Source organism: Candidatus Nitrosocosmicus oleophilus (assembly GCF_000802205.1).
Classification (GTDB): Archaea; Thermoproteota; Nitrososphaeria; order Nitrososphaerales; family Nitrososphaeraceae; genus Nitrosocosmicus; species Nitrosocosmicus oleophilus.
Genome location: NZ_CP012850.1, coordinates 1,492,473 through 1,514,428, shown reverse-complemented (window position 1 = coordinate 1,514,428; position 21,956 = coordinate 1,492,473). Strand labels below are relative to the sequence as shown.

At 35.7% G+C, this 21,956-nt stretch carries 20 protein-coding genes; 14 read left to right on the top strand and 6 right to left on the bottom strand.

The window, feature by feature from the left end; translation table 11 throughout:
- Positions 1 to 83: 83 nt before the first annotated feature.
- Entirely contained in the window at positions 84 to 1,358 is a 1,275-nt protein-coding gene (locus NMY3_RS07305) for a thrombospondin type 3 repeat-containing protein (protein ID WP_196818251.1), read from the bottom strand.
- A complete protein-coding gene (locus NMY3_RS17065; RefSeq protein ID WP_196818250.1) occupies positions 1,282 to 4,062 on the bottom strand; it encodes a thrombospondin type 3 repeat-containing protein in 2,781 nt (926 codons plus the stop codon). The genes NMY3_RS07305 and NMY3_RS17065 overlap by 77 nt, the downstream gene beginning before the upstream one ends.
- A 430-nt stretch (positions 4,063 to 4,492) precedes the next feature.
- Between NMY3_RS17065 and NMY3_RS07295 the strand changes: the two genes are divergently transcribed.
- Positions 4,493 to 5,266, top strand: coding sequence for a DNA alkylation repair protein (locus tag NMY3_RS07295; protein WP_196818249.1), 774 nt, complete (start codon positions 4,493 to 4,495; stop codon positions 5,264 to 5,266).
- Positions 5,267 to 6,534: 1,268 nt separating this feature from the next.
- Positions 6,535 to 6,792, top strand: a complete 258-nt coding sequence (locus tag NMY3_RS07290; RefSeq protein ID WP_196818248.1) for a hypothetical protein — start codon at positions 6,535 to 6,537, stop codon at positions 6,790 to 6,792.
- A 307-nt stretch (positions 6,793 to 7,099) separates the two neighbouring features.
- Here the strand turns inward: NMY3_RS07290 and NMY3_RS07285 are convergent, their stop codons facing one another.
- A complete protein-coding gene (locus NMY3_RS07285; protein ID WP_196818247.1) occupies positions 7,100 to 8,026 on the bottom strand; it encodes a Dyp-type peroxidase in 927 nt (308 codons plus the stop codon).
- Between the two features lie 355 nt (positions 8,027 to 8,381).
- Here NMY3_RS07285 and NMY3_RS07280 point away from each other — a divergent pair, with 355 nt between their 5' ends.
- A complete protein-coding gene (locus NMY3_RS07280) occupies positions 8,382 to 8,615 on the top strand; it encodes a hypothetical protein (protein ID WP_196818246.1) in 234 nt (77 codons plus the stop codon).
- Between the two features lie 402 nt (positions 8,616 to 9,017).
- On the opposite strand, the gene NMY3_RS07275 is transcribed toward NMY3_RS07280, so the two are convergent.
- A complete protein-coding gene (locus NMY3_RS07275; protein WP_196818245.1) occupies positions 9,018 to 9,257 on the bottom strand; it encodes a hypothetical protein in 240 nt (79 codons plus the stop codon).
- Positions 9,258 to 9,323: 66 nt separating this feature from the next.
- Between NMY3_RS07275 and NMY3_RS07270 the strand changes: the two genes are divergently transcribed.
- The 11 genes from NMY3_RS07270 to NMY3_RS07220 all read left to right on the top strand — a co-directional run bounded on the left by NMY3_RS07270 (position 9,324) and on the right by NMY3_RS07220 (position 19,938).
- Positions 9,324 to 9,590 (top strand): ATP-binding protein, encoded by a 267-nt coding sequence (locus NMY3_RS07270; RefSeq protein ID WP_196818244.1) that lies wholly within the window; start codon positions 9,324 to 9,326, stop codon positions 9,588 to 9,590.
- Between the two features lie 513 nt (positions 9,591 to 10,103).
- Complete coding sequence (locus tag NMY3_RS07265) at positions 10,104 to 11,024, top strand: transcription initiation factor IIB (RefSeq protein ID WP_196818243.1); 921 nt, start codon at positions 10,104 to 10,106, stop codon at positions 11,022 to 11,024.
- A gap of 1,158 nt (positions 11,025 to 12,182) precedes the next feature.
- Positions 12,183 to 12,470 (top strand): hypothetical protein, encoded by a 288-nt coding sequence (locus tag NMY3_RS07260; RefSeq protein ID WP_196818242.1) that lies wholly within the window; start codon positions 12,183 to 12,185, stop codon positions 12,468 to 12,470.
- Positions 12,471 to 13,002: 532 nt separating this feature from the next.
- Positions 13,003 to 13,578, top strand: a complete 576-nt coding sequence (locus NMY3_RS07255; RefSeq protein WP_196818241.1) for an alpha/beta fold hydrolase — start codon at positions 13,003 to 13,005, stop codon at positions 13,576 to 13,578.
- A gap of 98 nt (positions 13,579 to 13,676) precedes the next feature.
- On the top strand, positions 13,677 to 13,856 hold the full coding sequence (locus tag NMY3_RS07250; RefSeq protein ID WP_196818240.1) for an alpha/beta fold hydrolase: 180 nt from the start codon (positions 13,677 to 13,679) through the stop codon (positions 13,854 to 13,856).
- Positions 13,857 to 14,138: 282 nt separating this feature from the next.
- A complete protein-coding gene (locus NMY3_RS07245) occupies positions 14,139 to 14,408 on the top strand; it encodes a hypothetical protein (protein ID WP_196818239.1) in 270 nt (89 codons plus the stop codon).
- 544 nt (positions 14,409 to 14,952) lie between these two features.
- Positions 14,953 to 15,174: a hypothetical protein gene (locus tag NMY3_RS07240; protein WP_196818238.1), complete on the top strand. Its 222-nt coding sequence runs from the start codon at positions 14,953 to 14,955 to the stop codon at positions 15,172 to 15,174.
- Positions 15,175 to 15,630: 456 nt separating this feature from the next.
- Complete coding sequence (locus tag NMY3_RS07235) at positions 15,631 to 16,716, top strand: ABC transporter ATP-binding protein (RefSeq protein WP_196818237.1); 1,086 nt, start codon at positions 15,631 to 15,633, stop codon at positions 16,714 to 16,716.
- Positions 16,717 to 16,857: 141 nt separating this feature from the next.
- On the top strand, positions 16,858 to 18,177 hold the full coding sequence (locus tag NMY3_RS07230; protein WP_196818236.1) for an extracellular solute-binding protein: 1,320 nt from the start codon (positions 16,858 to 16,860) through the stop codon (positions 18,175 to 18,177).
- A 34-nt stretch (positions 18,178 to 18,211) separates the two neighbouring features.
- Positions 18,212 to 19,081, top strand: a complete 870-nt coding sequence (locus NMY3_RS07225) for a carbohydrate ABC transporter permease (protein ID WP_231100382.1) — start codon at positions 18,212 to 18,214, stop codon at positions 19,079 to 19,081.
- Positions 19,082 to 19,089: 8 nt separating this feature from the next.
- Positions 19,090 to 19,938, top strand: a complete 849-nt coding sequence (locus tag NMY3_RS07220; RefSeq protein WP_196818234.1) for a carbohydrate ABC transporter permease — start codon at positions 19,090 to 19,092, stop codon at positions 19,936 to 19,938.
- A 247-nt stretch (positions 19,939 to 20,185) separates the two neighbouring features.
- Here the strand turns inward: NMY3_RS07220 and NMY3_RS07215 are convergent, their stop codons facing one another.
- Together NMY3_RS07215 and NMY3_RS07210 are read right to left on the bottom strand one after the other, a co-directional pair.
- Positions 20,186 to 20,770, bottom strand: a complete 585-nt coding sequence (locus tag NMY3_RS07215) for a hypothetical protein (RefSeq protein ID WP_196818233.1) — start codon at positions 20,768 to 20,770, stop codon at positions 20,186 to 20,188.
- A gap of 138 nt (positions 20,771 to 20,908) precedes the next feature.
- The gene (locus NMY3_RS07210; protein ID WP_196818232.1) at positions 20,909 to 21,220 is read right to left on the bottom strand and encodes a hypothetical protein; all 312 of its coding nucleotides are present in this window, start codon (positions 21,218 to 21,220) and stop codon (positions 20,909 to 20,911) included.
- Between the last annotated feature and the right edge of the window lie 736 nt (positions 21,221 to 21,956).

Sequence of the window (21,956 nt, the reverse complement as noted above, 5' to 3'; positions counted from 1 at the left end):
AAAATATCTCTAGAGTGAGTATCTGCAGATCAGTAAGTCTTGTTTTATTTTCTCTTTGTGAATTGGCTAGTCCATCATGGGCCTTAACCATTGCCGCCGCCACCGGCACTGCCACCATCACTGCTGCTACCATCCTCTTCATTTCCTCCTTCACCTACTGATTGCTCTGTGTTAGTGCTTTCCATGTTCTCTCCTTCTTCTGCAAATGGCTGCTCAGATTCGTTAACACTATTATCTTCGTTATCACAGGCATCACCTATTCCGTCACCATCATAATCTGATTGGTCTGAGTTGGCATAGGATGTACAGTTATCATCATTGTCTAATACTCCGTCACCATCCGAATCATTAGTCTGTTCTTCCGTAGAGGCCAGAGTTGCTGGGGGTGTTCCTGTAGTTGGTGACTGACAAGCAGGATCGGTGGGATTAGATTGACAAACGGGATTATTAATTGAGGAAAGTGTTTCGCCTTTATCCAAATCTGTTTCAAAATATGGTAGGAGTAATGATGCAGGTGGGACCCCTGTAGTTGTACCAGGAGTTGTTGTTCCGGTTACAGGACCATTTGCTGTAAGGTCGCATACGTCACCTATTCCGTCACCATCAGAGTCTTTTTGGTCGGAGTTGGGTTGGAAACAGTTGTCTTTGGAGTCGTCTACTCCGTCTGCGTCTTTGTCAACCATTCCTTCTGTTGATGTAGATGGTGGAGTGGTGGTTGTTGTGGTTGGAGGTGTTGTAGTAGAGGTTGTAGTTGAAGATGTTGTTCCGGTTACAGGACCATTTGCTGTAAGGTCGCATACGTCACCTATTCCGTCACCATCAGAGTCTTTTTGGTCGGAGTTGGGTTGGAAACAGTTGTCTTTGGAGTCGTCTACTCCGTCTGCGTCTTTGTCAACCATTCCTTCTGTTGATGTAGATGTGGATCCTGCAGGTGGGGTAGTAGTTGTTGTTGTTCCTGCAGATGAAGGTTGTGAAGTTGAAGGAAGAGTTTGACATACATCGCCTTGTCCATCACCATCTGTATCTTTTTGATCAGCATTGGCAGTAGAAGGACAGTTGTCTTCGTTGTCAAGTTTACCATCTTTATCAGAATCCTTTAGTCCTGTTGTTCCAGCAAATTGGCTACCAACTGTTTTATCGCAGGCATCGCCAATCTTGTCATTATCAGTATCTTTCTGGTCTGGGTTTGATGTAAATTCACAATTGTCCTTTGAATCTGCTATGCCATCTTTATCAAAGTCGGTTGAATCCTTCTCGCATGCATCCCCTATGCCATTACCGTCAGTCCTTCTGATCAGAGTTAGGTTTTTCGAAACAATTGTCCTTTGAATCAAAGATGCCGTCTTTATCGAAATCACTATTATCGTTATCGCAAGCGTCGCCCAGACCGTCACCATCAGAGTCATTTTGGTCTGGGTTTAAGACTCCCGTACAATTGTCCTTTGAATTAACTGTGCCGTCTTTATCAACGTCAAGATTATCGTTATCACAAATATCTCCTTCTCCGTCTTTATTAGAGTCTTTTTGGTCGGGATTTGATTGAAATTTACAATTGTCCTTTGAATCTGCTATGCCGTCTTTATCTAGATCTTGTACATCAGGATCGCATACATCGCCCAGACCGTCACCATCAGAGTCTTTTTGGTCAGTGTTCTTTCTAGAACTACAATTGTCCTTAGCATCAACTATTCCATCTTTGTCACCATCTCGCGAATCAATATCACAAGCGTCGCCCAGACCGTCACCGTCAGAGTCTTTTTGGTCGGGATTTGAGGTAGTTGGGCAATTGTCATTTGGAACAAGAACGCCATCTTTATCTTCTTCTGTATCAACTTCCTTGTCGCACGCGTCGCCTAGACCGTCACCATCAGAGTCTTTTTGGTCAGTGTTCTTTCTAGAACTACAATTGTCCTTAGCATCAACTATTCCATCTTTGTCACCATCTCGCGAATCAATATCACAAGCGTCGCCCAGACCGTCACCGTCAGAGTCTTTTTGGTCGGGATTTGAGGTAGTTGGGCAATTGTCATTTGGAACAAGAACGCCATCTTTATCTTCTTCTGTATCAACTTCCTTGTCGCACGCGTCGCCTAGACCGTCACCATCAGAGTCTTTTTGATATGCGTTGGTTTCAAAAGGACAGTTGTCCTTTGAATCCAGTATACCCTCTCTATCAAAATCTAATGCATCTGAATCACATGCGTCACCTATTTTATCGCCATCTGTGTCTTTCTGGTCTTTGTTGCGGTCAAAAACACAGTTATCTGTAGTATCAAGTATGCTGTCCTTGTCCTTATCTCCATTAGGATCAAATGTACTCTTATCGCATTCATCACCTATTCCATCACCGTCAGTATCCTTTTGAGTAAGGTTTTTCGCTGTTGGACAGTTGTCCTTTGTATTCAATATACCGTCTCTATCTGTATCAGCAACATCGGGATCGCACTCATCTCCTATCTTATCGCCATCAGTGTCTTTTTGACCAGGATTTACATTTTCCGCACAATTGTCTTTAGCATCCAATATACCATCATGATCAGTATCGACAGTGTCAGGATCACATGCGTCACCTATCTTGTCACCATCCGTGTCTTTCTGAGCAGGGTTTGGATTTTGAGGACAATTATCCTTTGAATCTATAATATTGTCTTTATCAGTATCGACAGTGTCAGGATCACATGCGTCACCTATCTTGTCACCATCCGTGTCTTTCTGAGTAATGTCTGGGTCAAATTTGCAATTGTCAACCGCATTACCTATTCCATCGCCATCTACATCTGGGGACTGGCATGCGTCACCTATTCCATCCTTGTTTGTGTCTTGTTGATTTGGGTTTGAAGTATCTGGACAATTATCCGTGTTATCACCAATATGATCTTTGTCCTTATCTGCTATAACGAGTTTATCATTAGAGTTGGGGTTAGTTCCTGTTCCAGTTCCACCACCAGTGCCTGTTCCAGTTCCACCACCAGTGCCTGTTCCAGTTCCACCACCAGTGCCTGTTCCAGTTCCACCACCAGTGCCTGTTCCAGTTCCACCACCAGTGCCTGTTCCAGTTCCACCACCAGTGCCTGTTCCAGTTCCACCACCAGTGCCTGTTCCAGTTCCACCACCAGTGCCTGTGCCTTTGCTTCCTGTTCCCGGATTGGTTCCAGTTCCACCAGATGCACCGCCAGATCCACCACCAGATCCAGTACCGCCAGATCCACCACCTGCTTTTCCACCTCCACCTGGGTTTTTAGCGGCGGGATTACCTGACGATGAGGAGGAAGAGGAGGAAGATGTTAGGGAGGGTGATTTTCCGATCGAACCTGGCGTGGCTCCTGAGGTAGTTGACGACGATGGTAACACAACAGTCTTTGTTCCCTTAATCTGTATCTTACTTGGCCCCCCGTCAAACATCAAAGTTAGAGGCCTTGTTTGTTGGTTCTGGCCCTGCTCCAGGACTGATTGAGTTATTGGGCGTCCATCGTCAAAAACAAGAAAGGGTATATCTCCTTTGTTTGTAGGATTTATAGCGTCAATAACACTCCTTGGAAGATTAATTGTCAACTTGCCACCAAAGGAGTTTCCAGTTGTATCCAAGTCTACTAGTAAAGTGGAACTAGCCGGTATGACAGTTATGTTTGTTAGCTGGCCTCCCTCTATAGTATATGATATAGGAAATACTTGGTTACCAATTTTGATATTAAAAAATTTAGGTGCAGTAGAGGAGGGAGAGGAGGTGGAGGTGGATGGGGAAGAGGATTGAGGAGAGTTAGTCTCAGAAGGATTCACTAGATTGACAGGTTTATCAGCTTGATTAATTCTAGGACCTGGTTCTGTACTGGTGCTTGCTAGGGTAAATTGCGCCGCTCCTGGCGTTAACTCAAACTGTGTCTGTTGTATCCCACTATAGCCCGGGTAGTTTTGTTGTAAAGGTGCTTCAAACGCAGACACCATAGACGGCATCGGCTCTGTAATCAGAGGTGTAATAATAGGAATAGAAGCAACAATAAGAATAAAAAATAATGACTTTAATCGAGAATGTGCTATTTCAAACTTTTCTGAGTTTAACTTCATATTGTGTGAATTCTCAATTGAGAATATAATCTCCCATGAATTTCATATAATATTAAACTGTTTCATTAGTATATCAGATGTATTTAAATATATTGCTAATTTTCTACAATATCAAGGATATCTTGAACATTAAAGGATAATTTAAACAATAAAGTGGGTATCTATCTTTAAGTTTATCGTGATCTCTTTTTTGATAAGTTCTTAACTCTGCCTAAACTGACTACCACTTTCTTCTTTTTTTGATTCAGGTCAGAGAATCGTGAACCATTTATCGCCATTCTTGTCTTAACTTGTGCTAACCTCATTATCATAAATAGTGGCATCTGAGATTCTATATGAAGCAAATTTGTCGTCATTTTCGCAATACTCATAAATTGTGTTATTGGTTATGGAAAATGGGAATTCAACTAGAAAGGCGAAATGAAAATATATGACAGAATATACTAAATTAAAATCTTACTATGGTAGAGACCTAGCGAAACTTCTTGCAGATAAAGTTTACAAAAAATATCCAAAGTTTCAAAAACAAAAATTTATCGATACAGTGGATAAAAAGATAACAAATTTGGAACTAAAGGGTCGTGTTGAGGTAATTGCTGACACATTACATGAATTTCTTCCCATGGATTACAAAGAAGCGGTAAATCTAATTATGAGCATTCTTGGACCTCCGAATCAAAATGAGACTGGAATGTTTAGAGATGGTTACTGGATCATGCCATTAGCATTTCTTATAGAAAAGTATGGTACTGACGAATTTGAGATATCAACTAATGCAATCTATCAAATAACACAACGACATACTGGAGAATATGCAGTACGTCCTTTTCTTGTAAAATATCCAGAAAAAATGACATCGTTAATGTTTAAATGGTCACAAAGTAAAAACGTTCATGTAAGAAGGTTATCTTCTGAAGGTATCAGACCAAGACTTCCATGGGCAAAAAAGATGGACCAATTTATCTTAGATCCGAAACCAATCCTACCCATACTCGAGAATCTAAAACAGGACGAATCATTGTTTGTCAAGAAATCGGTAGCCAATAACCTCAACGATATTCTAAAAGATAACTATAACATTGGATTTGAGGTATTAAAAAAATGGTCAGAGTCTCAAAATGCTGACACTCAATGGATAGTAAAACATGCGTTAAGAAATGAGATAAGAAAAGGAAATCTTGAAGCTAAAACCCTAATTATGTAACTAACAAACTTGGAAAACCAACCTAAAGGCTCCGTATATTCTCATCTACCCCATTATATTTGAGAGATACAAATAAAAATCCAAATTAAGATCGTGTTCGCTAGGAGGATTTACAGATCTATGAATTCCTCATAATGAATTAGTCGATTTCAATAACCTCGATAGTTTTATTTAATATTAGACTCTAACACGAGTCACCCCTTGTAAGATCCCAAAATAATAATTAATATCAAATGAGTTTATGAGGTGTTTTTCTAAATGTTAAATCAGAAAACCTGGAGAAACAATTCTCAAAAGTCTTCTCACAAAAAAGACTAAAGTACTATGCCTTCTCATATGTATTATGACACTTAGGATAAAATGCAAACAGTGTGATTTTAATCATATTTCTAACATATATCGATTGGAAGAACATCATTTTCATAGACATTTCTCAAATCTTGAAAGTTGTCCTAGCTGTGGACAGGTATCTAAATATGATGAATCAGAGTATAATTTTTAATTATATTTGCTGAAATCAATTTTATGACAGCATAGAGCAACACCAATTTAGTTTGATTTAATCGAAAAAATAAAACGTATCAAATCACCAGTATGAACAAACTGGTTAGATATTTATGATAATGGTTTGGGTTTACATTCTTCTGGATTTAACAGCCAAGGCTATGGGAACTCTCATTTCAAAAATATGGTGATATGTAATAACAATAATGGTTAGCAGGTCGTTTGTAAAACAGAAGAGAGACACAAAGTGCAATAACTATTTCGGTGAGGGTAGAATAATTTAGGTACACATATGATTCTTATGATTTTTAGACGATGCTTACTTAAAGAGACGCTACCTCAAAGGCAGGACTAAATGCTCGCTACTTCCAACACTAGGTCGAATTTTCCATTCTTCATCGGCGTTTGGAATGGATGAGAAACCTAATAATCTAGGCTTTTCAAATAATTTAAGAGTAGATTGGGCAATCTAGAAATACGTACAGCACTGGATCGCCACTGGGAGTTCACAGGTATAGATATAGACAAGTCACACGAGATTTATCGTGACGACGTCATAGTTGAATTTCCTCAGTCTGGCGAACGAATCTCTGGTAAAAAAAACTTATACGAACTCAGAAAACATTATCCTGCTAAACTTGGATTTAAGGTCCTGAGAACACGTGGAGAAGGAACTCTATGGGTAACTGAATATATTATTACTTATGATGGACGTCCAGTTAATGTAGCCTGCATCATGGAGTTCATTGATGAAAAAATCGCACATGAAACACTCTACTTTGGAGATCCATTCGAACCACCAGAGTGGAGATCCAAGTGGGTCGAGAAACCCAACTGAAGTGGGACAACAGTCTCCTGTCAAAACTGAAGAGATAGCAGCGATGCAGCAAACTAAAAAATTATCTGGGTTAGTTGGTTTCTTATCCACTATGCCCTTCATTTTCTCATGCTGTTCTAAGAGTACTGATGAATATGATAAGCGTGGCAGGATCGATTTCCAAATTCCCACTATGATATTCTAGTATGTCGCCTTTCAGGGAGCTAATATGGTAATGGTTGCTATCAGATCCTATTCGGTTGAGTCAAAGATGTGGACATGTATTTACATATTCTCATCAAATGACAATCCCACCATTATTGGTGTACTAGAAAAATGACAAAAGTTTGTAGAATTACATAATCAATAAACAAACAAAAAGACTCTACAAGAAAAGATTGTTTATATCCTTAATTCACTTAAAAAAAACCCAAATACATATCACCATACCAATTTCTCTATCATTTATTGAACTCAAGTTAAAACAAAGTCTTGGGACTAAAAACTATGATTTAACTCGATGAAAAGTCATCTAACATATCGAATGTTGGAACAAAAAATAGAGTCCCTGTTTTAGGTGTGCTGAAATCCAATAACCTATCATGATTTCCTTTTGGAGAACCAATAAACATATTGTTAAGCATTTTCTTTACAGTGCTGAATGTGCTGGCATATGCGATAAAATATGTGCCCATTTCATTGGTGGATATGTTCCCAAAAGGCATGTTATCTCGAATAATCTTGAATTCGTCGCCAACATTGGTCAAAGCAATATGAGAATTTGAGGGTTTAATATTATCTGGCATTTCGATATCGTTCATTTTATACCTGCCAATTACCCTTTCCTGTTCCTCAGTAGATAATTTTTCAAATGCATTCAAGTCGTGAATGTATTTTTGAACAAAAAGATAACTTCCCCCTTTATAGACAGGATCATCATTCCCAACCAAACCAAAGATTGCCCGTTCCTGTTCATGAGGATTTTCTGTACCATCAACAAAACCTAAAATGGAACGAGCGTCCCAATATCTGAAACCATGGATTTCTTCTGTGCTTGAAGCCACCGTTCCCAGAACGTCGGATAATGCATGTGCCATATCATAACACATACTGCTACCAATACCTCTGATATGAAAATGCAAATCTCCTTTGGAAGCAACCGCCGTGTGCTTTTCACCTACAATAGGCATAAAGTTCTCTAATTCTTTAGGAAGTGGAGCAGGGAGATTTAGTCGAAGCCACGCATCATATCCGATCCCCATTACGCAGCTTGCCCCGGAATCAGGAAAGCGGTTATCTGCTGAATTATTAAGATTAATAACAAGTTTACTAATCCTCTTAAAACAATCTTTGACGTCTAGATCTTTCTTCAAATTCCAAACCATAAATATGGCGTTGTCACCGTGATAATCTAATACATTCTGTGGTTTGATATCCATATCAAATAATTAAATCATATTTGTTATTCATTTAAAGTTTTATAGAATTTGTATTCTGCGTAGCCAAATATGATAAATACAATTATTGATTTGTCAATAAAGATTACGATTAAGCTGAATATTCCTTTATAAATTTATTAATGATTTAACTATGCAAAAGAACTAACCACTTACATTTACCAAATATCAGACTACATATATGTATGTAGATAAAGAAATGCATGTAGAATCTAATTTTGATCCCCAGTAATCTTTCTTGTTAGAAATATCTAAATCATTTTCTAATGTTGCTAGAGTATTAGAGTATTGCAATTAGTTAGCAATTTCAATATAATTATTTGTATGTTTGAATTATATGAGAATAACAACTCTCAAAAACAAGAACAAAAACAAAAGAATAGTAGTTGCCTCGATAGCAATAGTAGTTGCATTGGCCCTGATGATGAGTACTTTTATAACTATTAGTGAAGTTGATGCAACAATATTCAAACAGAAAGAAAGGGATTGTCCTGAAGGATGGATAAAGTTACCTAGTAATCTCAACCCACAACTAGGAGACTGCATGGCTAATACAATAAAAGCAAACTAGTTACTAAACTCTTAACCTATAACTTCCCATTTTTTTCAATACAATTTGAATATCAAGAATTTGTATTTTACTGTATCTGTATGGTTTCCAGAATAGTTATCGAGTTCGGTGAAATCTGAAATAAATTTGACTGAGTTTTGTTACTTTATTATCTTCTCAATAACTACATTATGAAATTTTATACGATCATGTCACATGGACCAATTCGATTCCAATTTCCCCTACGATCATCATATGACAAACAGTCACGCAAGAGAAAATAAGTTAGGTGTAAGTTTTGTTTAAATATAAAGATGTGAAATCGAAAATTAATACATTTCAAATCCCTACAATGGATAATTAATTTATCTTCCAATAATATTTTTTAATTACCCAAAGAAGAAACTGTAATTTATTTATTATCTAATCTTTTATCTTGTAGATGTTCTCAGCGTCTTCCTTTGTTACCCTAAACCACAAATTATGTCCATCATATCTATCGACTAGGTTTTTAGGAATTGAATATACTTCTTTGTCCACTACACCAGCTTTAGTAATAACATTATCCAGTCGAATTTCCTGTACTTCTCCGAGGTCAGCGTCGTTTATACCTCTTGCCTCTTTTTTAATAACATCGTTCCAGTCAATATTGTTGTTACTCATGACCAATATTAATTATCATAATTTAAATAGACATACCATAATATTTATCAAGTATGACATCATTGATTGACCTCGGTAAGCAAAGAAACACAAGATACAGTTACATGTGATAATGGGGAAACACATATACATCTTCGACATCAGCACAAAGAAGGCAATATAACAAAGCCGGAAAACAAGGATGAAGATATTATGAAGATGATGGTAGTGGTATCCGTAAGAGACAGAGGTAAAGGTATAGGTTCAGATATTCTCCCACGACTAGTTACAAAATTTACCACTAAATCAGATCGGGACACTGGGTTAGGGCTGTATATTGCAGAGCATCATTGATGCACACGGCGGACAGATATGGGCGCAAAATAATTATGATGAAGGTAAGGGTGCTACCTCTCCATCCAGCTTACCGCTAGATTGAATATCACAAAAAAGGTAACTAAATTTAAACCTATGACAAGGGATAAATTATTATCCGTACTAGGATCTTAACTATTCCTTCTTCGAGTGGTCACCAATGGTTGATTTAGAGAATGTTGATTCAAGACCAATTTTGGGAGAATAACGTTTATTCTTCTGAAAGATAGAAGTGACTAAAGTTACAATCATTAAGTACGGATAGAATGCCACCTTGAGACAGGTACTATACCTATGGCACAGGCAGATTGTACAATATTATAATGAGCTACCTTACCTGGAGATGCTAAATGATCCTTTTGGGCCACTAAAGACATCCAAATAATCGCTGGATAGCACATGTAACTATCCGTATCCATTTGTAATTGATGAGCATTAAATCTCAAATTTGTAAACAACCACTAGTTATAGAATATTGCTTAAAGGTAGATATTGTCTAATATTTTATTTGTTAAAAATGTTAGAGATTTACAATCACAGATTCAGTCGCATCAACATTCTGTTATTTATGACTATGAGAATGGTGAAAAGATCTGTAAGCTCTGTGGTATAGTCGTCCAGGACAAACTATATGATACGGAATTAGATATCAATTTTTGTAAATATAAAAGTGATACTAATACGGGATCTCCACGTTCCATAATCCTAAATGTCAATGGAATGTCAACTGCTATTGCAGATTATAGTACTAAAAGCCCGAAAAGCTTTTCTAGCAGAAAGGAACACAATAAGATCGAATTCCTTCATAAAATAGTAAGTTGTTCCAATAGAAAGAGAAATCTAAAAATAGTTTTAGATCTGTTAGACCGGATAAAAGACAAATTGTCCTTAACCTCAGCCTGTATAGAGGAAGCACTTTTGTATTACAAAAAGGCTCTTGATCGGGGACTGATAAAAGGAAGGTCTATCAAGGAATTGATAGTTGCATGTGTTTATGTAGTATGTAAAAGTTCCAGTATTCCCCGAACGTTGACAGAAATTTCGCAAATAGTAGAAGCAAACGAGATCTTTGCTGGAAGATGCTATAGGCTCCTTATAAGAGAGTTGAAAATAATCCAAGTCCAATTTAAGCCTTCGATTTTTATTCGGAAAATTGCTGATGTTGCTAACATCCATGAGAGAACAGTAAGAGAGTCTATTGATATGCTATTGGCAATTCAAAATGAAAGCCTATTCTCAGGGAAAAATTCACTATCCTTGGCTGCAGCCATTCTTTATATTACCTGCAGAAAGCATAGACAGAAGATATCACAGGCAAAAATTGCTACTGCTGCGAATATAAATATCATGACTTTACGAAAGAGGTTGTTAGAGGTCAGAACAGTTATCACGAATACACCATTCTTAAATTAATCAAGGCAGCTTTGTAAGGATGGTTTTGAAAAATAACAATATTTGGATACAGAAAAACAGAACCCACTTTAGACAATAATGAAAATAATAACTAACAAATGACAAATAAGTTTTGTAACACTGATTACAGGGTCCATTAATATAGAAAATGGTTGACATAAGAATCATTTTTGCGTAGTAGGAATCATCTGACGATTGCTCATGAATCTTCTTTACTCCATGTAAATTAATAGGTTAATAAATTTCTAATAATAAAAAAGTTACAAAATATCAATTCAAGATGCCGTATTATGGATTCTACTACAATATAAGCCTTAGTTGAAACTACAAAAAATCTGACCTAAATCACTGGCAAAATTGCATTTTTTTCTCCGAATGTCAGGTTTCATATATAGGTTAGAACGAAAATTCATCAATTTAACGACAAGATATACACATGTATTGATTCAGCGTAAGACCAAGCAAATGCGATAAGAAAACTCAGACGAATATGGGGCACAGATAGTTAGTTTTTAATCGTAAATCCTGTTCTATCTTTTTTGATACCCATAGAGAGAGGATTCCGCATAATTTTAAAACAGCGTTAGAGTCCATATATCTCCCACTTTAATCGAGAAATTGACAAATTCTCTGTTTTTTTTCGTTCTGCTGCTTTTCTTTTGATCTGTAAAAAATCAAAAAAAATCCAAGTCTTTTTGTACAATTTTCCCTTGTTATTAAAGACTATAGTATACAAATAGAGCGACCATGTACAAATTTCCTTTTATTATTTTGAATGAAGATTAAGATTCTACCAATTTTTTCTTCATCATTGGTAGGACCCTTTTAAAAGTGCTTTTATCGTAATGGGCAGGGAGAGTTTAACAATATATATTATTTGTCTAAACCCAAGCTTAATGACAAGAATTATTATTGGAATTTGATCAGGAATATTCAACGAATTTCTAGAATGTGGTTAAAAACTGTTTTGGTTTAATTTGAGATATTAAGCGCCACATTACATCTACATTATTACTAATAATATTTCATTGATAGAAATCATACCGTGATCTTCTTAAACGAGATGTATATCTTATTTTAGCCTATTATTCTTCTTGATCATAATATCTTACTCAAACAACAAAGATAAGAATTTAAGCGTAGCACGCACTTATGATCATGGATAAAACATCCAGTTCTAATGATGAGGCAAACTCTCTTCACAATGTTGAGGGGTTTGTCTTAGAGAAATTATCAACAAAGTTAGACCCTGAAAATTCTTCAACTAGTATTGGAGAATTAATGGATTCCATAGACAATAGTATGTTTCCCTTACTAGATCAGGCAATCGAAGATTTGATTGCTCAAAGTCTTATACATTCTGAAGATGGGGAAAATTACCAAATTACACCAGATGGTATCAATGAATTAGAGTTTAGAAAGAAAGAGGCAATACCACTTAGCTGATGAAAGTTTTAATATCATTTTACACGAAGGCTTGATGCATATGTATGTAATATACAAATAATAAAGTATTTGAATTATATGTTACCATTTATTTAGTATTTTTCAAGACTTTAAATTTCAATTATGCATTCTCTCGGATACTGAAAAAAATTGCGATTAGATATTTAGATATAGACAAAATGCTACATTATGAGAACATCGACTCTAATTAATGGCTTGTATTCTGTATGAGATGTATTAGGGCTACAATCATTCCATCGTTTACAATCCCTAGGAAACAACAAAATATGAAAAAGTGCAAAATAAAGAATGGAGATCTTTGGTTCGTTCTCTTGCTGGTTAGAGACGATCACTTTATCTGAATGGAGATAAGCAACCCCATAATGTTCTTATACTCACAGCACTATGCTTACATTGAATCAAATAATTAATAAAACTAACAAGAGTATACTATTTTCACTAAAATTTGTGTTACTTTCTATATTATCTATGATTTTACACAACATATATACAATATTTGGAGGACAAAGACTTGTCTAATGAATCTCAAGCGAGGGAAATAATAGACAGTTTTCCTATAAAAAAGTCCACAGTAGATGATATAGAAATAGAATACAAAATTCTCAAGTCCAAGAACATTAACGGTAGTAATGAGAATACTCCCCTCCTTTTCATTGCTGGACTACGAATAACTATGGACATGTGGCCGCCTAAAATGCTAAACGAGCTTGCTCAGTCTAATAGTAGCGTTATAATTTACAATAATAGGGGTACGGGTAACTCTTCAACCGGGACCAAAGACTACTCAATTAAGCAGCTAGCCAAGGACGCTGCAGTTTTGCTAAATTCAATTGATATAGAGAAAGCAAATGTTATCGGGTGGTCAATGGGTGCATATATCGCAACGGAAATGGCCCTCTCATATCCAGATAAAGTTAATAGTCTTGTACTGTATGGCTCAGGACCTGGTGGAGACAAAGCTGTTCCTTCAAGTGCGGAATTAATGCAAACATTGGGAGGAGTTTCTGGCACTCCTGAAGAACAAGCCAGACAAATACTTTCGTTTTTTTTCCTTCTCCATGGCTCCTGGACAATCCTAACTTTATAAATCAATTTCCTCTTCTCAAGAGCACTGTATCTATTGAAACTACGCAAAAACAAGCACAAGCAATTGTTGGATGGGATGGAATTTACAGTTCACCTTCATTGATTACTCAGCCAACTTTAGTTTTGATCGGTACAGAGGACATAATTACTACACCTAAAGCTGCTTTTTCACTGGTTGAAAAAATCCCTTTGATATCGATTATACAAATTAAGGATGCAGGACATGGATTGATGTATCAGTATCCCGAAAGTTCACCAAAGTATTACAAACATTTTTAAATTTTATATAGAAATTTACATTTCCTTATATCTTAACTTCTAAATATTAAAAATGAAGTGAGATCGGTGGATATAGTATTGGACATATTACTATTCAAATATCAACACGGAATCCATAAGAATAGGATAGTTCAATTTGTGCAAAATTATTATTTACAGGATAATCGATTTGATAGACGGTTAGAAGGGTTTAACGCAAACATAGTTGATCAAAAAATTTCCATCTAAAATGTGCGTTCTAAATATGTAAAGCTTAAATGGTATGTTAATCAGTCTTAATCAATGAATAATAATATATTGTTCACTATAATTGGTGCTCTAACTCTTTTAGTTGGAACTGCAGGTGTCAACGCCTTTGCACAAAATGTCACTGAAGACGCTAATGAAACTGGAGAATACGCACAAGGTGCAGTGAATGAAACCGGTGAAGCTGCAGGCAATGTAACTGAAGGATTAGGAAAGGCAGTGAATGAAACAGGAGAAGCCCTCTCCAATGCTACAGGAAATGTGTTAGAAGGGATTCAAGACGTAGTTAATGGCTCAAGCCCATAACTAAATCTGATATACTATTAACAAAAATAGAAAAACAAACCTAACTATCATATTTAATTTTCTTTTATTTATTACATGTAAGATCAAATACAAATCGATCACTCGGTCTGAGATGAGTCTCTTTTATCGTGATAACCGCTCGTTAGGTTACAATTAAATTCAATCAATGAAATCCGCAGGTATAGACAAGTGTGAAATGTGATTAGTAAAATAGCGTGAATTTGAACTTATTATTTTAAATAATTATCGATATAAAAGATCCGAAGGGATAATTCCCAATCAGCAAGTAAGGCAAAATCAGCTACCTTAGCATAAATATACCTGTTTTATTGTCCCTTTCAAATAGGAACGGTTGTGAGTATTTGCTCATAGAACTTTTTTTGATGTACACCCATTAAATAGATGACATAGTTTAGTACTATTTTACAAATCAGGGTTACCAATTTCTTCAAGGTTTGGATGGATAGCTGGAATACAAATGATCTGAGAAAATAGATAACAATTGTATTGATTATTTATACTGTGTTATACAATCTATTGTGAAATGTCTGAAAATCAGAATAACAAAAAGGTAGAGAATCGGGGTGAAAACCTTGTGGATATAACAGACGATTATAATAAAAACGAAAGGCCTCAGGATGAATCTGAAAGTATTCTAGATGAAGCAGTTGATAAGGTAAAGGCTGGAACAAAAGCCGTTGTTAATAAAGTCAAAGATACTGACAAAGACCTGGGCGAAGAGTACAACAAAGAAAAAACACTGTAATGTGAAAATAAGAACAATAAAGTAGAGATGAATCTCTAGCGATTTTTTAAGATGAATTCTACCTCTTCAAATCACTGGGTGTTTTGAATTTTTCTCTTTAGCATGTTTATGGTTATTCAACAAGTACAAACATCAGGGTATCATAGACAGAAAAAAAATTATGAATAATAATTAATTCGGTAATTAATTTAACGTAAAAGTATTTGTTTTCAAATCTATGAAATATTTGAAAGATGATATCATGAGCCCAAACAATGTAACATGGCAGTGATTACTAAAGTATGTATCTAATTCGATGAAAATCATGAGATATAAGGACTGGCTTTATAGGGTTTTTCTTGTTTTATTAGTTATATATGACGTGTATATACAAAGGAAACAAGTCCTTTATCATGTTTTTTCCCATGTAATTCTTTATGTAGGGTAAATTGTGATATACACAAGGATAAATAAGACATGGTCGATCTCAAAATAGAAAACCTTACTAAAAAGTACGGAGAGACGACAGCATTAGATAAATTTAGTATCTATATAAAGTCAGGTGAATTGATGGTGTTGTTGGGGCCATCAGGTTGTGGGAAGACTACGGCTATTAGGTGCATCGCAGGGTTAATAGATCCCTCAAATGGACAAATTTATTTGGGAAATAAAAAGGTAAATGAATTATCTCCAAAGGATAGAGACGTAGCAATGGTTTTTCAAAACTATGCATTGTATCCACATATGTCTATTCATGATAACATTGCATTTCCACTAAAAATGAGAAAGAAATCCAAATCTGATATAGAAGAAAAGGTCATCAAAATGGCTGAGCTATTAGGAATAAAAGATCTCCTTGACAGAAAACCAAAGGAATTGAGTGGTGGACAAATGCAAAGAGTTGCACTTGGTAGAGCTTTGGTAAGAGAACCCAAACTATTTCTTATGGATGAACCGCTAAGCAATTTGGATGCAAAGCTTCGAACGCACATGAGAACTGAGATAAAAAAACTACAAAAGAAAATTGGAATAACTACTCTGTATATTACACATGACCAAGTTGAAGCCATGAGTATGGCAGACAGAATAGCTATCATGAAAAATGGTAATATCCAGCAGATTGGAACTCCTACGGAAGTCTATCATCACCCTACGAATACATTTGTTGGACAATTTATTGGTAATCCTCAGATGAATTTGATCAATGGGTCTATCAAAGATAAATCCTTATTTTTGTTCTCACAGCCAATCATTATCCAGCCTGTTGATAAAACACTACTTGAAAAAAAGCTAACTACAAAATTCATTGTTGGGATAAGACCAAGAGATGTAATTATTATCAAGGAAACGGACGTTTTTACTGGAATCAGGTTGGATGGAATTGTTGTCTTTATTGAAATGCTTGGCGATGACATAACAGTTGAAGTAAAAATTGGATCAGATAGTTTACTGGTTACTATCAATAAAATTTTGAATCCTTTTCATGTGGGCGATAAAATAGAAATAGGTATTGAATATTCAAAGATGCATTTTTTTGACGACGAAGGAACTAGAATAGACTGAAACATCAAAAGCAGTTTTCCTAATATGATATAATCCGACTCAGAAATACAGGGGAGGCAATATCAAACTTTGAGGTCGGTTGATAAGATGAGTCTTAGAAATTGAGTAATACTTAAAAAAGTTGAGGTACTTATAAGGCTAATGAAAATATATGTGCATTCAATTTCTATACTAGTTTTATTAGTCTTTGTAACTTTTTTTCTACAAAACAATTACCTGGAGGTGTATGGGCAGGCCCAAAAACAAGTTACACTTACAGCGATTGTAGCAGAACCTAAGGAAAGATGGGATATTCTATTTGAAAAGGCATTGGACAAATTAAAGCAAAACCATCCAGAATTAGACATTAAGGTTGATTATCGTGTATTGCCATATGACGCAACCAGAACACAGATCTTGACCTCTATGGCAGGACAAACTCCCTTAGATTTGATATCTGTTGATCAAATTTGGCTTGGAGAATTTGCACAGGGCGGTTTTCTTACCGATATTACTGATAAAGCAAACGATTGGGGAAGAGCAAATGAATGGTATCCAACCAATTGGGAAGGAGGAAAATATGAAAATAAAACCTATGGTATTTGGTCTTGGACTGATGTTCGAGCAATGTGGTATTGGAAAGATCTTCTCAAAGAAGCAGGGGTTGATCCAGAGAATTTGACTACATGGAATGGGTATATCGAATCAGCCAAGAAGTTAAATGATTTTTTAAAAGACCGTGGAATACAGGGAGTACATCTAGTTGGAGCTGCTCATTCTCCTGATATGTGGTATCCATATTTATGGATGCTAGGCGGTCAAATCCTTGAACAAAGAGACAATCATCCTACTAAGGGTTCGTACTGGTATCCAGTATTCAACAGCTCTGAGGGGGTAAAGGCATTGGAATTCTTAAAACAACAAGTAGACGCAGGTATTTCTCCTCAACCTAACCACTTTTGGGGACAGGAATTTGCAGATAAAAAGTTTGCAGTCATGCTAGAAGGATCATGGTTGTTAGGTACTTTCCCTAAAAATGAATGGACCTCACTGGATGAAAGGATTGGAATGCTTCCGTTGTTCCCTACTCCTTCTTCAAACGTTAATACCACCACAATGATGGGTGGATGGATATTGAGTATCCCTCAATCATCTCCGAACAAGGATTTGGCATGGGAGTTGCTGACTCTAATGGTGGATCCTGAGATTTTAACCCCCATGTTACTACAAGAAGGCTATCTTCCAACTCAAAAACCAATAGGCGAGGGTAACTATTCATCCCAACTAAATAGTACTATACCCTATTACTCTAAGCTTATATCTATGATTCCGGAGGCTCATAGTAGACCAAACATCCCAGAATACCCTCAAATAGCTGAGAACTTGAAACAGGCTATCGATGAAGTCTATTTCAACATAAAAGCACCTAAACAAGCTCTGGATGATGCTGCCAAAAAGACCGCTGAAATACTAGGCTGGTAACAAATTCTAAATCCACCTATTTTTTTTCATACAAATGCATTCTATAGCAAGATATGAGCCCTATCTTTATCTATTACCTGCCATTTCAATTTTGTGCGTATTTCTATTGTTTCCATTCGCTTGGAATATTTATATCTCCACGCATGGAGTTTCGATAACTACAATCTTAAAAGAATGGGAATTTGTATGGCTTGATAATTTTATACAAGTTTTAAATGATCCAAATTTTCATACTTCCATTAAAATTTCAATAATATTTGTCGGAGGATCTGTGGTATTTCAGTTTTTGATTGGTTTAGTTATTGCATCTCTGCTGAATCAAAATATTAAAGGAAAACAAATTTTGATCGCTTTAATCATGATCCCCTGGATTACATCTGGATTGATTGCTGCTTTTTCATTCAAATTCATTTTTGATAACAGTTTTGGGATTATAAACTACATTTTAGAGTATCTGGGATTTTCGTCCATTGCATGGCTGTCCGATCCCAAGATAGTTGTATGGTCAATTATCATAGCAAATGTCTGGTATGGAACACCATTTACTATCTTATTCCTCACTGCAGGATTATTATCAATAAATCCATCTATTTATGAATCTGCTAAGGTAGATGGCGCTTCTAAAATCAAGTCGTTTTTCTATCTAACGCTTCCCATGATAAGATCATTCATAATAATTGACATCATATTGATCACTATCTGGTCGATAAATTTTTTTGAAATACCCTTAATAATGACTGGAGGTAATCCATTATTTGCAAGTACTCCCGCATCGCTATACATGTATAGGCAGGCATTTGAATTTGGACTGTTGTCTAAAGGTTCGGCCTCAGGAATAATATTGTTATCAATCAACATAGTAGTTGCTTTTATCTATATCATTGCATTGAAACGGAGAGGATAATATACAACTTGGGTAAACTTTCCAGTCATACAATTGAAAAGATTGAAAAATCCTTTGTTTACATTGCGATATTTACGTTCATTGGGCTCACTTTATTTCCATTGATTTGGGTTTTTACTACGTCTTTAAAACCGAATGATGAAACTATGAGTTTTCCTCCAAAATTGATTCCAGAACATGTTACTCTTGAAAATTATGCTTTTGTCTTTACAGATTCGACCATTGTAAAAAGTCTATACAATAGCTTAATTGTTAGCTTTGGGAGTATGATTCTAAATGTTACTATATGTGCTTTAGCTGGGTACGCTCTGGCTCGATTTGAGTTTAAAGCTAAAAGGATATTGTTTTCTCTTATACTGGGTTTATTTATGATACCGGTAGTAATAAACATAATACCTCTATATAGTATTCTTGCAAATCTAGGACTACTTAATTCCCTCGTTTCTCTGATTCTAACCTTTCAAATACTCATTATTCCGTTAAACGTGATATTATTAAAAAACTATTTTGAAACTATACCAAAAGAATTAGAAGAATCTGCACTAATCGATGGTTGTTCAAGGATAGGGGTATTGAGAAGAATTACAATTCCACTATCTATGCCCGGCTTCGCAGTTGCGTCGATTTTTTCTTTTATTTTTTCCTGGAACGAATTTGTTCTACCGATAGTACTTGCAAATTCTCCAAATTCCACTCTATTTCAGGTGGCTTTATATCAATTCATCTCTTTGTACAGGATCGAATGGGGATACCTGGCTGCAGGGATCACTATAGCGCTATTGCCAGTGATTATTCTCATCGTGGCTTTCCAAAGACAAATGATAAAAGGATTTACCATGGGATCGTTAAGAGGATAAATCAGATAAAAGAATATGTACTGTATATCCAACCTTCCCATATCTAAAGACGATTGTATGGATATTTAAATAATTTTTTATAATATCATAAATTATCACTTTTATTATTGATTTGATTACAATCTTACTAAAATATCTCATTGGTATTGAGAATTGAATTCCTAGTGAAACAAAGGTTTGAGCAATCACAAACGTATCCACACTAACAAAGTTGTCAGCCGTCGCCTGCATTGTCGTTTACTATCAATTATACTGGTTCAAACATAGGAAGAATTAAGCTAGTCTTGGGATTTGCATTTATGCATTTGATAACATAATTAACATCAGGTGCCTTAGCACATTCGCTTTCTAATTCTTGTTTGTCAGGATATAGGAATGTTTTAATCCACATTCCTACTATTTCGTAACGCGTCGCTTTAAAATCTTCTTTTGAGAGACTGCAGAACTGGACTCCAACATCTGTCTTTGCATCTGACTTTAGTATTGTTTTCAGGATTCCTATCAAACAATCATTATGATAGGTAGTCTGATTTCCAAAATCACAAGCCGCAATTGATGGTTCCGGATTTGTATATGCAAATGGTGCTAACATCCTTCCAATACCTTGATAGCAATATTTGACAAATTTGCCTAGAGATATATTATCGCATTGAGCAAATATGTCTGTAAGATTGTATCCTAGAGTGAAATTATTTCTTTCCGAATTATACTCTGGGTAATAGTAATAGCACTGAGGTGCAAAATTTTCAACGGTCCTGTTGCAAGGATAATAAATGTCATTTTTGTCAAAATTACCTTTGCCGGTTTCTAAGAAATAATCGATGTTCTCCATAAATACACCTCTTGAGCATGCGCTCTGTGCCCATAGTGGTATAAACTCATTACAACGATCAACAGCATCTGTAGTGTTGAAATTGTATAATTTCACTAAACCATGTCCTGTTCCATGAATACAGTCTCGTTCATGTAACTAGGTGACGTTTTCTTGGCCCATAGTGCAAAGCTGTGTAATCACGATCTGATTTTTATCTGTATTATGAACAAATTGCTCTCCACCAAAAAAGCTTTGAAAGATTCCATGGTATACTGAACCTCCACAGAGTATTGTAGCATGATTGAGTGCCTCTTCCAAATTGCTTGTATAATCATACAACCGCATCCCAAGATGATGACCCTCATGATGACAAGAGTAATTGTTTTCATCATAAAGCCTAATAAGATCCGAAAAAGTTCCTAAAACAGTTTGCACACCTGTTGTTTTATTGAGCTCATCTAGAGCCATCCTAGGACAGTGATCATCATTATCGTAGCATGATGTTATGATTTGTTCTGTATATGATTTAGATAAATTATTGACTGAGAAGCCATACTTTTCTATGTCAGAATTTGGTTGATTCTGTTATTGGTATGTGGGAACCATGTTTGGCAGGGGTTTCAATCGAATAAACTGGAACAATATTACCCAGAATAAGAGATATGAATGCTAGAGCTATTGCACTAGTTACAAAAATCCCTGACATTAATGTGATTCGTTGGGAATTTCTTGAAACCTATATGTAAATAAACCGGAATCCTATTATCCAGTTTTCAATGTGTTCAAATGTTCTTATGAATTATGAATGTCATAGAAAGCATTTCCTTGATACCTCTTGCACACCTGGTAATGCAGTTCGAATAAATGGCATATAGAGATACAATTTCATAAACAAAGGGTAATTGGATATTGCGAGTGATTTTACGACATAATTTTTTTTTACTTTCTGACAAATGAGCTATTATTTTTTTGTGAGATTTTAGGAACTTTATATATTCTTAGATACAGTTCCCTAACAGACCTAAATAGATACGTGCTCGATGGGATGTAAAACAAATTTTGATATTATTTTGTCAAAAACCTCTCCCCATTATATACGGATCCCACAGCCTTAAAACAAACAATCATTCCAATAGAGATGACATCATATGATATCCATGGGTCTAAAGGCCATTCCAATTAACATTTACTAATGTATTCATCC

Excerpts from the sequence above, each read along its gene's own strand:
- NMY3_RS07280 (WP_196818246.1), top strand. The coding sequence starts at position 8,382 with ATGAGAATAACAACTCTCAAAAACAAGAACAAAAACAAAAGAATAGTA.
- NMY3_RS07275 (WP_196818245.1), bottom strand. The coding sequence starts at position 9,257 with ATGAGTAACAACAATATTGACTGGAACGATGTTATTAAAAAAGAGGCA.
- NMY3_RS07230 (WP_196818236.1), top strand. The coding sequence starts at position 16,858 with ATGAAAATATATGTGCATTCAATTTCTATACTAGTTTTATTAGTCTTT.
- NMY3_RS07285 (WP_196818247.1), bottom strand. The coding sequence starts at position 8,026 with ATGGATATCAAACCACAGAATGTATTAGATTATCACGGTGACAACGCC.
- NMY3_RS17065 (WP_196818250.1), bottom strand. The coding sequence starts at position 4,062 with ATGAAGTTAAACTCAGAAAAGTTTGAAATAGCACATTCTCGATTAAAG.
- NMY3_RS07225 (WP_231100382.1), top strand. The coding sequence starts at position 18,212 with ATGCATTCTATAGCAAGATATGAGCCCTATCTTTATCTATTACCTGCC.
- NMY3_RS07260 (WP_196818242.1), top strand. The coding sequence starts at position 12,183 with ATGGATAAAACATCCAGTTCTAATGATGAGGCAAACTCTCTTCACAAT.
- NMY3_RS07215 (WP_196818233.1), bottom strand. The coding sequence starts at position 20,770 with ATGGAGAACATCGATTATTTCTTAGAAACCGGCAAAGGTAATTTTGAC.
- NMY3_RS07290 (WP_196818248.1), top strand. The coding sequence starts at position 6,535 with ATGAAACACTCTACTTTGGAGATCCATTCGAACCACCAGAGTGGAGAT.
- NMY3_RS07235 (WP_196818237.1), top strand. The coding sequence starts at position 15,631 with ATGGTCGATCTCAAAATAGAAAACCTTACTAAAAAGTACGGAGAGACG.
- NMY3_RS07295 (WP_196818249.1), top strand. The coding sequence starts at position 4,493 with ATGACAGAATATACTAAATTAAAATCTTACTATGGTAGAGACCTAGCG.
- NMY3_RS07245 (WP_196818239.1), top strand. The coding sequence starts at position 14,139 with ATGAATAATAATATATTGTTCACTATAATTGGTGCTCTAACTCTTTTA.
- NMY3_RS07240 (WP_196818238.1), top strand. The coding sequence starts at position 14,953 with ATGTCTGAAAATCAGAATAACAAAAAGGTAGAGAATCGGGGTGAAAAC.
- NMY3_RS07210 (WP_196818232.1), bottom strand. The coding sequence starts at position 21,220 with ATGGCTCTAGATGAGCTCAATAAAACAACAGGTGTGCAAACTGTTTTA.